At 60.2% G+C, this 14200-nt stretch carries 14 protein-coding genes; 9 read left to right on the forward strand and 5 right to left on the reverse strand.

Annotated features, from left to right (window positions below; all coding sequences use genetic code 11):
- The first annotated feature begins 226 nt into the window (after nucleotides 1–226).
- Together aspS and spoIVA are read left to right on the forward strand one after the other, a co-directional pair.
- Nucleotides 227–1561: an aspartate--tRNA(Asn) ligase gene (gene aspS / locus GKG36_RS01985; RefSeq protein WP_154258818.1), complete on the forward strand. Its 1335-nt coding sequence runs from the start codon at nucleotides 227–229 to the stop codon at nucleotides 1559–1561.
- A gap of 140 nt (nucleotides 1562–1701) precedes the next feature.
- Nucleotides 1702–3192: a stage IV sporulation protein A gene (gene spoIVA / locus GKG36_RS01990; RefSeq protein ID WP_097778374.1), complete on the forward strand. Its 1491-nt coding sequence runs from the start codon at nucleotides 1702–1704 to the stop codon at nucleotides 3190–3192.
- 54 nt (nucleotides 3193–3246) lie between these two features.
- On the opposite strand, the gene GKG36_RS01995 is transcribed toward spoIVA, so the two are convergent.
- Together GKG36_RS01995 and GKG36_RS02000 are read right to left on the reverse strand one after the other, a co-directional pair.
- Nucleotides 3247–3798, reverse strand: coding sequence for a DUF4364 family protein (locus GKG36_RS01995; protein WP_154255469.1), 552 nt, complete (start codon nucleotides 3796–3798; stop codon nucleotides 3247–3249).
- Nucleotides 3799–3848: 50 nt separating this feature from the next.
- Nucleotides 3849–4784, reverse strand: a complete 936-nt coding sequence (locus GKG36_RS02000) for a S1 RNA-binding domain-containing protein (RefSeq protein WP_005941187.1) — start codon at nucleotides 4782–4784, stop codon at nucleotides 3849–3851.
- 205 nt (nucleotides 4785–4989) lie between these two features.
- Between GKG36_RS02000 and GKG36_RS02005 the strand changes: the two genes are divergently transcribed.
- The 7 genes from GKG36_RS02005 (at nucleotide 4990) to GKG36_RS02035 (ending at nucleotide 11132) form a co-directional block, all read left to right on the forward strand.
- The gene (locus tag GKG36_RS02005; protein WP_005941184.1) at nucleotides 4990–5178 is read left to right on the forward strand and encodes a DUF951 domain-containing protein; all 189 of its coding nucleotides are present in this window, start codon (nucleotides 4990–4992) and stop codon (nucleotides 5176–5178) included.
- A gap of 94 nt (nucleotides 5179–5272) precedes the next feature.
- Nucleotides 5273–6364 carry a peptide chain release factor 1 gene (gene prfA / locus GKG36_RS02010; RefSeq protein ID WP_097774901.1) on the forward strand — a complete coding sequence of 364 codons (1092 nt, stop codon included), beginning with the start codon at nucleotides 5273–5275 and terminating at the stop codon, nucleotides 6362–6364.
- Between the two features lie 86 nt (nucleotides 6365–6450).
- On the forward strand, nucleotides 6451–7479 hold the full coding sequence (locus tag GKG36_RS02015; protein WP_154258820.1) for an L-threonylcarbamoyladenylate synthase: 1029 nt from the start codon (nucleotides 6451–6453) through the stop codon (nucleotides 7477–7479).
- Complete coding sequence (gene coaE, locus GKG36_RS02020) at nucleotides 7476–8093, forward strand: dephospho-CoA kinase (RefSeq protein ID WP_097777900.1); 618 nt, start codon at nucleotides 7476–7478, stop codon at nucleotides 8091–8093. Before GKG36_RS02015 ends, coaE begins: the two co-directional genes overlap by 4 nt.
- Nucleotides 8090–8758 carry a lytic transglycosylase domain-containing protein gene (locus GKG36_RS02025; protein ID WP_154258822.1) on the forward strand — a complete coding sequence of 223 codons (669 nt, stop codon included), beginning with the start codon at nucleotides 8090–8092 and terminating at the stop codon, nucleotides 8756–8758. The genes coaE and GKG36_RS02025 overlap by 4 nt, the downstream gene beginning before the upstream one ends.
- Nucleotides 8759–8773: 15 nt before the next feature.
- Nucleotides 8774–10177, forward strand: a complete 1404-nt coding sequence (locus GKG36_RS02030) for an aminopeptidase (protein ID WP_154258824.1) — start codon at nucleotides 8774–8776, stop codon at nucleotides 10175–10177.
- A gap of 109 nt (nucleotides 10178–10286) precedes the next feature.
- Nucleotides 10287–11132 carry a MerR family transcriptional regulator gene (locus tag GKG36_RS02035; RefSeq protein ID WP_154258826.1) on the forward strand — a complete coding sequence of 282 codons (846 nt, stop codon included), beginning with the start codon at nucleotides 10287–10289 and terminating at the stop codon, nucleotides 11130–11132.
- Nucleotides 11133–11138: 6 nt separating this feature from the next.
- On the opposite strand, the gene GKG36_RS02040 is transcribed toward GKG36_RS02035, so the two are convergent.
- The 3 genes from GKG36_RS02040 to spoIVB all read right to left on the reverse strand — a co-directional run bounded on the left by GKG36_RS02040 (nucleotide 11139) and on the right by spoIVB (nucleotide 14175).
- Entirely contained in the window at nucleotides 11139–11981 is an 843-nt protein-coding gene (locus GKG36_RS02040; RefSeq protein ID WP_243138995.1) for a polysaccharide deacetylase family protein, read from the reverse strand.
- Nucleotides 11982–12052: 71 nt separating this feature from the next.
- A complete protein-coding gene (gene spo0A, locus GKG36_RS02045; RefSeq protein WP_044953592.1) occupies nucleotides 12053–12811 on the reverse strand; it encodes a sporulation transcription factor Spo0A in 759 nt (252 codons plus the stop codon).
- A 116-nt stretch (nucleotides 12812–12927) separates the two neighbouring features.
- Nucleotides 12928–14175: a SpoIVB peptidase gene (spoIVB, locus tag GKG36_RS02050; protein WP_154258828.1), complete on the reverse strand. Its 1248-nt coding sequence runs from the start codon at nucleotides 14173–14175 to the stop codon at nucleotides 12928–12930.
- Nucleotides 14176–14200: the final 25 nt, after the last annotated feature.

Below are 14200 nucleotides of genomic sequence, written 5' to 3' on the forward strand. Positions count from 1 at the left end.
AGGGGCTGTGACCAGAAACTGCATTTTTTGCTGATTTGTCCTGATTTGTGAAAAGGTGCTTGGAGCGGCCCGCAGGCCGCGACAAACACAAAATAAAAATAATTCTTCCGCAGAAGATGGCCAGAGCGCAGCGGAGGCCATTCTAAATCGCCATATCTCTTGATTTATCCCCGGAAAAGCGTATAATAAAACAGTACACAAGACGTCAAAGGAGGATTCCTGTATTATGGAACGCACCTATATCAACGAGGCTCAAAAGGCCATCGGCGGCACGGTCAAGGTGCAGGGCTTTATCGAGAACCTGCGCAACAGCAAGTATATGGCCTTTATCGTGCTGAAGGATATTACCGGCAAGCTGCAGATCACGGTGGAAAAGGAAGATCACCCCGATCTGGTGGATACCATCGATCAGCTCACCCCGGATTCCGTCATCACCGTCACCGGCAAGGTGGTGGAGAACGACTACGTCAAGATGGGCGGCGTGGAGATGATCCCCGAGAGCATCGAGATCGAGAGCATCGCCAACGCTCTGCCCATCGTCCGCAAGGAGATCGCAGCCACCAAGAAAAAGAAGGCTGTGGAGCGCTCCAGCATCGACCAGCGCATTGATTACCGCTGGATCGACCTGCGCACCGACGAGAACCAGCTCATGTTCAAGGCACAGAGCTGCTTTGTGAACGCCATGCGCAAGTTCCTGCTGGACCGTAACTTCATCGAGATCCACACCCCGAAGCTGATCGCTGCTGCCAGCGAGAGCGGCTCTGAGGTGTTCAAGGTGGACTACTTTGACCGCAACGCCTATCTGGCACAGAGCCCTCAGTTCTACAAGCAGATGGCCATGGCTGCAGGCTTTGAGCGCATCTTCGAGACCGGCCCTGTGTTCCGCGCCGAGAAGAGCTACACCAACAAGCACTCCACCGAGTTCTCCGGCTTCGATCTGGAGTTCAGCTACATCACTTCCTATAAAGACGTGATGAAGATGGAAGAAGAGCTGCTGACTGCCGGTCTGCAGGCCGTCAAGGACAACTACGGCGACCAGATCAAGGAGATGTTCGGGCAGGAAGTGATCGTTCCCACCACCCCGTTCCCGGTGGTCAAGCTGGCAGACCTGTACAAGGGTCTGGAAGAAGAGTTCGGCTACACCATCGATGAGAGCGAGAAGGGCGACCTGACCACTGAGGCCGAGCGCCTGAGCTATGAGTGGGTGAAGAAGCATTACGGCCACGAGTTCCTCTTTATCACCGATTACTCTGCCGAGAAGCGTGCGTTCTACCACATGCGGGACGAGAACGGCGTGCCCCAGGGCTACGACCTGATCTGGCGTGGTGTTGAGATCACCACCGGTGCCCAGCGCGAGCACCGCTACGAGGTGCTGAAGAAGCAGGCCGAAGAAAAGGGTCTGGCCGATGATGTCAAGTTCTATCTGGAGTTCTTCCAGTACGGCTGCCCGCCCCACGGCGGTTTCGGTCTGGGCATCGATCGCCTGACCATGCTGCTGTGCGGCCTGACCATCAAGGACGCCGAGTTCCTGTTCCGCGGCCCCAACCGTCTGACCCCGTAATTGTAAAAATGTTTGTAAAGGCTCCTGTGCTGCTGGCATGGGAGCCTTTTGTCATATCCGGCCTTTTCCCAACATACGATTACAACAAGCGGACCGGAATCCTGTCCGGTGCACAGCGCAAACGGGAAGGGGAGAGCAATTTGGCAAATCAGGAACAGAAGAGCATCTGCCGCGAGATCGGCGCACGCACCGGCGGAGATATCTACATTGGGGTGGTTGGCCCGGTGCGCAGCGGCAAATCCACCTTTATCAAGCGTTTCATGGAACAGCTGGTGCTGCCCGCCATCGGCCCGGCGGCTGCGCGGGAGCGTGCCCGGGACGAGCTGCCCCAGTCGGCAGCAGGCCGCACCATCATGACCACGGAACCAAAATTCATCCCGGAAACAGCCGTGCCCCTGCAGTTGGAGGGCGGCGGCGAGTGCCGGGTGCGGCTCATCGACTGCGTGGGTTACATGGTGGAGGGGGCTATGGGCCACGAGGAGAACGACAAGCCCCGCATGGTCAAAAGCCCGTGGTTCGACCATGAGGTGCCCTTCGACCTTGCCGCCGAGACCGGCACCCGCAAGGTGATCTGCGAACACTCCACCATCGGCATTGTGGTCACCACCGACGGCTCTGTGAGTGACATCCCGCGGGAGGGCTATGCCAGAACCGAGAAGCGCATCGTGGAAGAACTGGATGCGCTGGGCAAGCCCTACATCATCCTGCTCAACAGCACCCACCCGGATGCCCCGGAGACGAAGCAGCTGGCCGAGGGCATGGCACGGGACTACGACCACACCGTGCTGCCGGTGAGCTGCGTGGATCTGGACGCGGAGGCACTGGGCAGCATCCTGCGGCAGGTGCTGTACGAGTTCCCGGTGCAGGAGCTGGATTTTGCCCTGCCGCGCTGGGTCACGATGCTGGAAAACGGCCACTGGCTGCAAACGCAGGTGTACGATGCGGCCATGCAGCTGGCGGCAAAGGTCTCCCGCATGAAGGATGTGCCCTCCGGAACAGACGCACCTGCGCTGGAATGTGACGCAGTGCAGCGCTCGGCCATCAGCGGCATCGACCTTGCAAACGGCAGTGTGCGCATCACGGTGGAGCTGAAGCCGGAAATTTTCTATCAGGTGCTGAGCGAGCAGACCGGCCTTGCCATTGGCGACGAAGCGGGCCTGATGCCCTGCATTATGGAGCTGGCAAAGGCCAAACGGGAGTACGAGAAGGTGCGCAGCGCCCTTGAGCAGGTGGAAGCCACCGGCTATGGCATCGTGATGCCCACGGTCAGCGAGCTGAAACTGGAACAGCCCCAGATCGTGCGGCAGGGCACGAACTACGGCGTGCGGCTGGAAGCCTGCGCGCCCTCCATCCAGATGATGAAGGCCACCATCCACACCGAGATCAGCCCCATCGTGGGCACCGAAAAGCAGAGCGAGGACCTTGCCCGCAGCCTGCTGGCCGGCTTTGAGGACGACCCGGAAAAGCTGTGGGAATCCAACATCTTTGGCAAGAGTCTGCACGAGCTGGTGAACGAAGGGCTGCAGAACAAGCTGCTGCACATGCCGCAGGAGGCCCGCACCCGCCTGCAGGAAACGCTGGAACGGGTCATCAATGAGGGCTGCACCGGGCTCATCTGCATTCTGATCTGACCGCCACAAAACAGAAGAGGGAAGCGCCGCGCGGGTGCCTCCCTCTTTATTTGTTCACTTTTCTTCTTCGGTCAGCTTATTGATGAGCATTTGGTAGATCTCGTTGCCCTTGAGGATGAACTGCTTTTTTACCAGCTCGGCGGTCAGCCGGTCCGGTGTGCCGAGATCCAGACAGAACAGCTCACTGTCCAGCCCTTTCACCGTGCAGCGGATGGTGCAGTGGCCGTCCTCTTTTTCGGTAATGCTGGCACTGTACTTGGCTTCCTTGCGGGCCCATGTCTGGCAGCGCAGCACAGCGGCCACAGCGCGCTCCCGCACACTGCGGGGCAGGTCGTAGGCAAGCTCCTGCGCCACTTTGCGGCCCTTCTCGGTAATGGTATAGCTGCCCTTTGTCAGGGTGACGAGCTGCTGCTTGGTGATATCGTCCAGACACGAGCCGATCTCGAAATAGTTCACCAGCGCTTCTTCCATCAGGGCGTTTTCGATCTCCTGCCGGGTAATGGGTCCGGCATTTTTGACCAGATAGCACAGCAGCAGCCGGATCTCGGTGCTGCTGGTCAACCCGCCGGGACGTACACCGGCAGTAAAAGCATCATTGGCGGCCATCGTTCCATACATCCCCCTTGCATTCCTTTTCTTTTATAGTATAAAGGCTTTCACGCCGGATTGCAAGCCGCAGCGGCAAAATCTGTCTCAATGCGCTTGGGGCTTTCCGGCGTGGAGTACACCCAGTGGTCCAGATGGCCCTCGGTGATGAAATACTTCAGCTCGAACCGGTGGCGCTGGCTCAGGGCATGGTTTACGATCACCAGCTTGATCTTCATTTTTTCCGGCAGGATGTTCTTGATGTAGACGCTCACCGCCTGCCCGGGCACAAGGTCGGTGCAGCTCTCGGCAAGGCCCGCGAGGTTGGGCGCGATCTCGATAAAGGTGCCGTATTCCTCCACGCTGCGCACGATGCCCACCACGGTCTCACCCACGGTGAACCCGGCCGCATTTTCCTCCCATGTGCCCAGCAGTTCCCGGATGGTCAGCACAAAGCGGCCCTGTACATCCCGGTTCTTGACGGCGCACAAGATCTGCTGGCCCACGCTCACCCGGTCGGCGGGGGAGGAGATGCGGCTCACCGACATGCAGTCGATGGGCAGCAGGGCACTGATGCCGCAGCCCACATCACAGAACGCGCCAAACGGCTCGATATGGGTCACGGTGCAGGGCAGGATATCGCCGGGCTGCAGGGTGTCCAGATAGTCGGCCTTGCACATCTGCTGCGCCAGCGCGCGGGAGAGCCGGTAGAAGGGCTGACCGTTCTCGTCGGTGTCCAGCGCTTCGATCACAAAGCAGGTGGGGCGGCCCACCCTCGTCAGCACCGCAATGTCCCGCACGGTGCCGTTTGCGGCACCATCGGCGCACTGGGCAAAGGGCATCACGGCCCTTACCCCGCCGATCTCGAACCGCAGCTGGCGCTGGGTATCAAAGGCCAGAGCAGTGGCCTGCAGGATCTCGCGGTTTGCCATGGCGGCGCGCAGTTCAGCGGGGGACAGGCGCGCAGCAGAACGGTAGTTGCCTTCGGTACGGTAAGCTTGCATCATCTTTCATTCCTCTTTCTCTGCTTTTTAGGCCGTGCTTGGAACGGCAGCGGCCTTTCTGTTAAAACTTATGCATCCGCATGGGCGGATATTTGCATTTTGTGCGGCTTTGCATTATACTATATCTGTATGCGCAGCAAACCGGCACGCCGGGCTTTGCGCACACACCGCCTGCTGTTTTGGGCAGGCAGAAGGGAGAAGCAGAGCTATGGACATTGCTGTAGGCGATACCATCCTCACCCGCAAAAAGCACCCCTGCGGAGCGTCCAGCTTCGAGGTGCTGCGCGTCGGCATGGATTTTAAGATCCGGTGTACCGGCTGTGGGCGCGAGGTGATGCTGCCGCGTGCTAAAATTGAAAAGAACATCAAAAAGGTGGTAAAACCCGGGCAGGCCTAGCGCCCGGCGCAGCACGCATCCGGGGCGGAAAGGCCCCGGAGCCGTTCGGCTGCACGAACATGAATCTGAGTTTGTAAGGAGAACTGCCGGAATTATGCCGAACATGTTTACCCAGATGGATGCTGTCTGCCACCGCTTTGAAGAGCTTTCCATCCGCCTGAACCAGCCGGATACCGCCGCAGACCCTGCGCTTTTCCGCAGGCTGATGCGGGAGTACCACGATGCAGAACCTGTGGTGCAGGCCTACCGCGCGTGGCAGACCGCACAGGATCATCTGGCACAGGCCAAAGCTCTGCTGGAAGAACCGGGCGCACTTGACCCGGACTTCAAGCAGATGATACAGCAGGAAATCAGCGAAAAAAGTCAAGATGTGGAAAAGCTGGAAAATAATCTCAAAATTTTGCTGCTGCCCAAGGATGTGAACGATGGCAAAAATGTCATTGTGGAGATCCGCGGCGGCGCAGGAGGGGAGGAAGCTGCCCTGTTTGCCCACAGCCTGCTGCGCATGTACACCATGTATGTGCAAAGCAGGGGCTGGCAGCTGGAAATGCTCAACCTCAACGAGACGGAGCTTGGCGGCGTGAAGGAAGCCATCTTTTCGGTGGACGGTGCCGGGGCCTACAACCGCCTCAAGTACGAGAGCGGTGTACACCGTGTGCAGCGTGTGCCGGAGACCGAGACGCAGGGCCGCATCCACACCTCCACGGCCACGGTGGCTGTGATGCCGCAGGCCGAAGAGGTGGACTTTGCGCTGGACATGAAGGACCTGCGCATCGACACCTTCCGCTCCTCCGGCGCGGGCGGTCAGCACATCAACAAAACCTCCAGCGCTATCCGTGTGACACATCTCCCCACCGGCATGGTGGTAGAATGCCAGAACGAGCGCAGCCAGTTCCAGAACAAGGACAAGGCGCTGGAGATCCTGCGCAGCCGCCTGCTGGCCCAGAAGCAGAAACAGCAGCAGGATGCCATCAACGCCAGCCGTCAGGGGCAGGTGGGCACCGGCGACCGCAGCGAAAAGATCCGCACCTACAACTTCCCGCAGGACCGCTGCACCGACCACCGCATCGGCCTGACCGTGCACAATCTTTCCAAGATCATGGACGGCAATCTGGACGAGCTGATCGACGCACTGGCCACCCGCGAACAGGCCGAAAAGCTGCAAAAGCTCAACGAGCAGGGCTGAAATGCGGTTTTGAAAATAAAACGATATACTGTCGATAAATGCTGAAAAGCATAAATACTTTACAGATAGAAAGAACGATGATCCGTATGGAAATGAAAACTGAAATTTTGCCCGCATCGGACGAAAAGAGCATTGAAAAAGCCGCTGCCCTGCTGCAGAACGGTGAGCTGGTGGCCCTGCCCACCGAGACGGTTTACGGCATTGCAGCCGATGCCCGCAACGGCGAGGCTGTGAAGAAGATCTTTGTGGCCAAGGGCCGCCCGCAGGACAATCCCCTGATCGTCCACGTCACCGGACCGGAAATGCTGCCCGGCCTTGTCAGCGAGGTGCCGGAGCGCGCCCAGCTGCTGATGGCTGCGTTCTGCCCCGGCCCGCTCACCATCATCATGCCCCGCGGCCCGGAGGTGGCAGCGGAGTGCTGTGCCGGTCTGGACACCGTGGGCATCCGGATGCCCAGCCACCCGGTGGCCCGCGCCGTCATTGAAAAGAGCGGCTGCGCCTTTGCTGCCCCCAGCGCCAATCTTTCCGGCAAGCCCAGCCCCACCAACGCGCAGGATGTGTTCACCGATATGGACGGCCGCCTGCCGCTGATTTTGGACGGCGGCGAGTGCGACGTGGGCGTAGAAAGCACTGTGGTGTCGGTGGTGGGCGAAAAGCCCACCCTGTTCCGCCCGGGCCACATCACGCTGGAAGACCTCGAGCGTGCCCTCGGCGAAGAGGTGGAAGTGTCCAAAGCCATCCTCGAAAAGCTGCCGGAGGGTGCTGTGGTGCGCAGCCCCGGCATGAAGTACAAGCACTACGCACCCAAGGCGGATGTGACCTTGCTGGACGGCACCTTTGAACAGTTCAAAGCCTATGTGGATGCCCACGCCGAGCAGAATCCCAGCTGCCTGTGCTTTACCGGCGAGGCGGAAAAGCTGGGTGTGCCCTGCGTGGAGTATGGACGCGAGGGCGACGGTGCCGATCAGGCAAAGCACATCTTCCGCTGCCTGCGCGCGCTGGATGAGCAGGGCGATGCCGTGGTCTACGCCCGCTGCCCCAGAAAAGACGGCCTTTCTATGGCGGTGTACAACCGCCTGATCCGCGCTGCGGCCTTCCGGGTGATCAAGCTATGATCGCGCTTGGCATCACGGGCCGCAGCGGCTGCGGCAAATCCACGGTCACGGCGGTGTTTTCGGCCCACGGTGTGCCGCTGGCCGATGCCGACCAGATCAGCCGCGAGATTTTACTGCCCGGCTCGCCGCTGCTGCCCCGGCTGGCTCAGCGGTTCGGCGCAGACATTTTAAAAGCAGACGGCACATTGGACCGCCGCCTGCTGGCTGACCGCGCCTTTGCCACCCCGGAAGGCAAGGCGGCACTGGACAGCCTGACCCACCCGGAAATTGTGCGCCGCATCCGTGCGGCAAAGCAGGCAGCACAGGATGCCGGTGCACCGCTGTTCGTGCTGGATGGCGCGGTCATCGTGGGGACTGCGGCGCAGGCCGAGTGTGACCGCCTGTGCGTGGTCACGGCACCGTTTGAGACCAGTGTGGCCCGCATCGTGGCCCGGGACGGCATCTCGGCCGAGATGGCCGCCCGCCGCCTGAACGCCCAGACACCGGAAAGCACCCTCACCGCGCAGGCAGACTATGTGCTGCGCAACGATTCCAGCCTTGCACATCTGCAGGCTGCGGCAGAGCAGCTCTGCACAAAGCTTCTGGCAGAAGGAGGTGCGGGAAAAGAGCTTTGAACAAACGATATAACGAACAAGATCCTGCACCGCAGTACGACCCGGAGACGGCCCGCATCCGCCGCGCTCTCCGCGCCCAGAAGGCACGCCGCCGCAAAAAAATGCGCAGCCGCAGGCTGTTCCTGCTGGGCATGGCGCTGATCCTGCTGTTTGTGCTGGTGCCCAACTTGTGGGGCAGGGCAGAACGGCTTTTATACCCCCGCAAGTACGAAGTGCTGGTGGACCAGTGGGCGGAGACTTACGGCCTTGACCCGCTTCTGGTGGATGCCTTCATCCGCACCGAAAGCGGCTTTGACCCGCAGGCCACCTCCACTGTGGATGCCCGGGGCCTGATGCAGATGACCGAAGAGACCTTTATCTGGCTGCGCAGCAAGATTGCACCGGACGAAGGACTGCTCTTTGCAAATCTCTACGACCCGGAGACCAGCATCCGGTTCGGATGCTATTACCTGCACCTGTGCATGGAGCGCTACAACGGCGATGTTGCCACTGTCGCTGCCGCTTATCACAGCGGGTGGGGCACGGTAGATGCTCTTTTACAGATGGAAGAGCACTCCGCAGACGGCGAAACGCTGCAGGGCTTTCCCTATAACCAGATGAACCACTACGTAAAAAAGATCACTTCCTGCTATGCGCGGTATCAGCGTATCTATGCAGAAAGCTGAGAGGAGATAAGGAACATGAGCGAGAAACTTACCGCAAAGCAGGCTGCCGAACAGCTGCTTTACAAGCCGGAGTACGCCGCCGACAAGAGCGCCGACGTGAAGGAAAAGGCTGCAGCCTTTGCCGAAGGCTACAAAGCCTTCCTGAACGCTGCCAAGACCGAGCGCGAAGCTGCCGCCGCCAGCGAAAAGCTGCTGCTGGAGGCCGGTTACGAAAAGTTTGAGCCGAAAAAGACCTATGCCCCCGGCCAGAAGATCTACTTTGTGCAGGAGCACAAGGCGGTGGTGGCCGCTACCATCGGCCGGAAATCTTTTGAGGAGGGCTTCCGTCTGGTGATCGCCCACATCGACAGCCCTCGTCTGGACCTGCGCCCGAACCCGCTGTACGAAGCAGACCACCTCAGCTACTTCAAGACCCACTATTACGGCGGCATCCGCAAGTACCAGTGGGGCACCATGCCGCTGGCCATCCACGGCGTGTTCACCCGTGCCGATGGCTCCAGCGTGTCCTTTGCAGTGGGTGAGGACGAGAACGACCCCGTGTTCTGCATCACCGACCTGCTGCCCCATCTGGGTGCCGAGCAGAACGACCGCAAGCTCAGCGAGGGCATCAAGGCCGAAGAGCTGAACGTGCTCATCGGCTCCGACGCTGTGGAGGATGCCGACATCAAGGAGGCCGTCAAGCTGAACACCCTGATGCTGCTGCACGAAAAGTACGGCATCACCGAGCGGGACTTCACCCGCGCTGAGATCGAGGTGGTGCCCGCCCATAAGGCCCGGGACGTGGGCTTTGACCGCTCCATGGTGGGCAGCTACGGTCACGATGACCGTGTGGACGCATACCCCGCCCTTATGGCCGAGATCGAGACGAAAGATCCTGTGCACACCACTGTCTGCGTGCTGACCGATAAGGAAGAGATCGGCTCCGACGGCGTCACCGGCATGCAGAGCATGTATGTATTCCACTTTATGCAGCTGCTGTGCCGCGCCGCCGGTCAGGACGACATCCTTGCCTTCCAGAACAGCGTGTGTCTCTCCGCCGATGTGACCGCCGCCTACGACCCCTCCTGGGCAGGTGCCTTCGAGCCGCAGAACGGTACTTACGCAGGCCGCGGTGTGGCATTCTTCAAGTATACCGGCAGCCGCGGCAAGAGCTCTGCCAGCGATGCTTCCGCTGAGCTGGTAGGGGATATCACCCGCCTGCTGGATGCCAACGGCGTGGCATGGCAGATCGGTGAGCTGGGCCGTCTGGATCTTGGCGGCGGCGGCACCATTGCCAAGTACGTGGCCAACCGCGGCATCCCGGTGCTGGACATCGGCGTGCCGGTGCTGTCCATGCACTCGCCCTTCGAGGTCATCCATAAGACCGACCTGTACATGGCTTACCGCACCTTCTCGCTGTTCTGCCAGAACGCGGAATAAAGATTTAGCCCCGGATCGCCCGCAGCCGCGCGCATTCCGGGGCTTTTTTTGAAAAAAACTTGACCTTCAAGTGTCTTTAAGGTGTAATGTGAGTGCGGAGGTGAAGCAAATGAACATCAAACAGGCTTCGAAACAAAGCGGGGTGTCCGCCCCCAATATCCGCTTCTATGAAAAAGAGGGGCTTTTGGACCCTGCCCGGCTGCCTGGCAACGACTACCGTGATTACATGGAACAGGACATCCGCACTCTCCGGTTCATCCGGATGCTGCGGATGCTGGATGTGCCGCTTCCGGTCATCCGATCCGTGCTTGCAGGCGATGCATCGCTGGGGAGTGTCCTGCGGGAGCAAAAGACCGCACTGGAACAGCGCGCAAAGCAGCTGGAAGGGGCGGCGCGTTTTTGTGCAGAACTGGCCCGGCAGGACCCGTCTGTGGCATCACTGGATGTGGATGCCTGCCTGACCCGGATGGAAAAGCCTGCCGTACAGGGTGCGTTCTGTTCTGGCTGGCTGCAGGATTACCGCACGCTGGCACAGGTGCAGCACCAGAGGCATTTTTCCTTTATTCCGGAGGGCAGCATCAACACCCCGCAGGAGTTCACAGCGGCCCTGCAGACCTACGCAAAGGCCAACGGGATGCAGTTCAGCCTTGAAAAAGAGGGGATGTACCCGGAGTTTTCGCTGGATGGCATTCCGTATAAAGCTTACCGAAACCCGGGCAAGTACCGGGATGAAATCTGCTGCGATGCCGTGCATCCCGAGCAGCTTGACACCGGGCTTCCCTCCCGGCGGGAAAAGCTGCTGCGCATCGCGCGTATCGTGCTGCCGCCGGTGTGCACCTTTGCCGCCATCATGGCGGCAGGGTGGGTAGTCACCGGCGGTGCAGGCTGGCTCTGGCTGGCGGCGCTGGCATCCGGCGGGGTGCTGCTGGGGCGCTGCATGGAAAAGTGGCTGTAAGGAGCATCACCCCAGCGGCAGCGCTTCGGCCACCGTCAGAAAGGTGTAGCCGTTGTCTGCATACCACCGGATAATGTCCGGCAGTGCTTCGGCAGTGGTGTGTGTGGAGGAAGAATCGTGCATCAATACGATGCAGTTCGTCTGCTGCCCGGTCTCGTGCACCACATTGCGGTAAATGGTGCCCGCGCTTGGGTGCCCGCCCACGGCATCCTCGGCGCACACGTTCCAGTCCACCCAATGCCAGCCTTTCTGCTCTACTTCGGCTTTCAGCTGCTTCATCAGGCCTTTGCCGCCGTAGCGCCGACTGACGGTGTTGGTGCTGCCGCCCGGAAACCGTAGATACCGGATGCTCTCGGCATCCACATAGGGCGCAATGCGCTCCTTTAAAAGGGCAATGTCCTCCCAATAAGCGTCGCTGCTGCGGTAGATATCGCTGTACTCGTGGGAAGCAGAGTGCAGCGCGATCTGGTGCCCGGCGCTGACCGCTTCGGTGAGCAGGGGCAGATACTTCTCGTTGTAACCGGTAGCCACCACAAAAAATGTGGCGTGCACTCCGGCCGCGTTCAGCGCGCTGAGCACATCCGGTGTGGTCTTGCTGGGGCCGTCGTCAAAGGTCAGGCAGACCCACTTTTCCGGCAGCGGCTGGGCAGCAGGCTCCTGCTGCTCCTGTGCCAGAGCCGAAACGGCGGGGGAGAGCATCGAAGTGTCCGGTGCCGGGGTAAGATCCTGCGCCTGACATCCGGTGACGACCGGCGGCGCAGCAGATACAAACCCCATAACGAGGGCGAACAGCATCACGGCCGCAACTCTGGCCCGCCTGCGCCGTGCGAGATATTCTGCAAGCTTCAAGAGCAAAACCTCCTTTGTCTGTTTGGTTTGCTCTTATCAGAATATGAACGACGGCGGATTCTATGAAAAAATCAGCCCACCCGCTGCCGTTTATCCAGCCGCATCTTATCAGCTATCATTGCGATGAACTCGCTGTTGGTGGGTTTTCCGCGCAGGTTATGGATGGTGTAGCCGAAGTAGCTGTTGAGGGTGTCCACGTCTCCCCGGTCCCATGCCACCTCGATGGCGTGGCGGATGGCGCGTTCCACCCGGCTGGCGGTGGTGCCGTTTTTCTTGGCGATTTCCGGGTACAGACGCTTGGTCACAGCGTTGATGTACTCCGGCTCGTTCATGGTGAGCAGGATGGCATCCCGCAGGAACTGGTAGCCCTTGATGTGGGCGGGAACGCCGATCTGATGCAGGATCTCGGTAACGGTCAGCTCATCGCTGTCCACACTGGTGTGCAGGATGTGCTTTTCCGGGCCAAGTGCCGCCTTGAGCACCCGTGCGGCAAGCACGGTCTCATCAAAGGGCTTTACAAAGTAGTAGGCAAAGCCTTCGTCCAGCAGCTCCTGTACCATCTCTTCGCTCTGGAAGGCACCGGTCACGAAGAAGGAGGTGTGCCGCTCACCGGCGGCATTGTAGCGCTGCTTTACCGCAAGGGCATCCAGACCGGGCATAAAAGCATCCAGCAGGACCACCTGCGGGCGCACGGTGAGCATTTTCTGCAGGACCTTGTTGCCGTCCTTTTCCACAACGGTCACGTCCACGCCCTTCTGCTCCAGCGCTTCGCGGCAGGCGGCAGTGAACGGGGCACCAGTATCCGACATCAAAAATCTAACTTTGTCCATGGTTGTTTCCTCCAATGTGTGCAGTTCCCTTAACACCATGGATTTTACCATAATTTTCCAGAACTTTCAACGGTTTATATTGGTAAATTTTGGCAAAGAAAATCGAAACCCGCAAATTATTTTGCGTTTTGGGTCTGCGTATGCGCTGTATCGCCTGTTTTTTCAACAGCGCGGGCCTGCTTGAGCATGGTCTGAGCAAAAATGCCGTAGCCCCGCGTGGGGTCGTTTACCAGCACATGGGTCACTGCACCCACCAGTCTGCCGTTCTGCAGGATGGGACTGCCGCTCATGCCCTGCACGATGCCGCCGGTTTTGGCAAGCAGCTGCCGGTCGGTCACGCGCAGGATCATGTTGCGGTGGGGGTCTGCGTCGTTTACCTTTTCAATGCGGATGCGGTATGCCTTGGGCACCTCGCCGTCCACGGTCGTCCAGATCTCGGCATCGCCCGGCACCACCTCCTGCGCAAAAGCCATCTCCAGCTCCGGGCCGGAAAATGCAGCCCGTGTTCTGCCATAGACCCCAGTCTTGCTGTTGATGCAGATGCTGCCAAGCGCATGGGTGCTCAGAAAGCGGCCCTTCAGCTCACCGGGGCTGCCCACGGTGCCGCTGGTACACCCCACGATCTGGCAGGGGACGATCTCGCCGCTGCGCAGGGCCACGCTCTCACCGGTGTCGCTGTCGCTGATGGGGTGGCCAAGCCCGGCAAACACCCCGGCAGCATTGTCCACAAATGTCATGGTGCCTACCCCGGCGGAAGAATCCCGCACCCACATCCCGGCGCGCCACTGCCCGGCGGTGCTGTCCCACACGGGGGTCAGCCGGGTCTGGAATTGCTCACCATTGCGGATATAGACCACCTGCACCGGTGCGCCTGCGGCCGTTTCCAGAGCATCGTGCACGGCATCGTTCGTCTCGGTCAGGGTGTCGTCCATGCGCACCACCCGGTCGCCCAGCCGCAGCCCGGCCTTCTTGGCGGGGTTCGCGGTGCCGTCCGGGGTGTTCAGGTCGGAAAAGCCCACAATGAGCGCACCCTCGGAGAACATCTTAACGCCGAAAGGTGTACCGCACACGGTTACCACCGGACGTGTTTCCACCAGAGCGCGCACAGTCTTGACGGGCAGCCACCCGCCAATGGACAAAGTGGCCTGATAGCTGCCCGCAGCCTGCGTGCTGGCCGCGTTGCGGGAGCCAGCGGTGCGCAGCGGCTGCACATAGGCAAAACGGGGCAGGGTAAGGGTCTGGCCGGGTTCCAGCAAAATTTCAGCAGGCAGACTGTGCCACAGCCAGCCCAGCACCGCCAGCGCGGCCACCAGAAGATAAGTTACCGCAATGCCGCCAGCGCGGCGTAGTTTTGATCTGCGCATCGGCAAAAAGCCCCTTTCCGCCATG

Source organism: Faecalibacterium sp. BIOML-A1 (assembly GCF_009679715.1).
Lineage (GTDB): Bacteria > Bacillota > Clostridia > Oscillospirales > Ruminococcaceae > Faecalibacterium > Faecalibacterium taiwanense.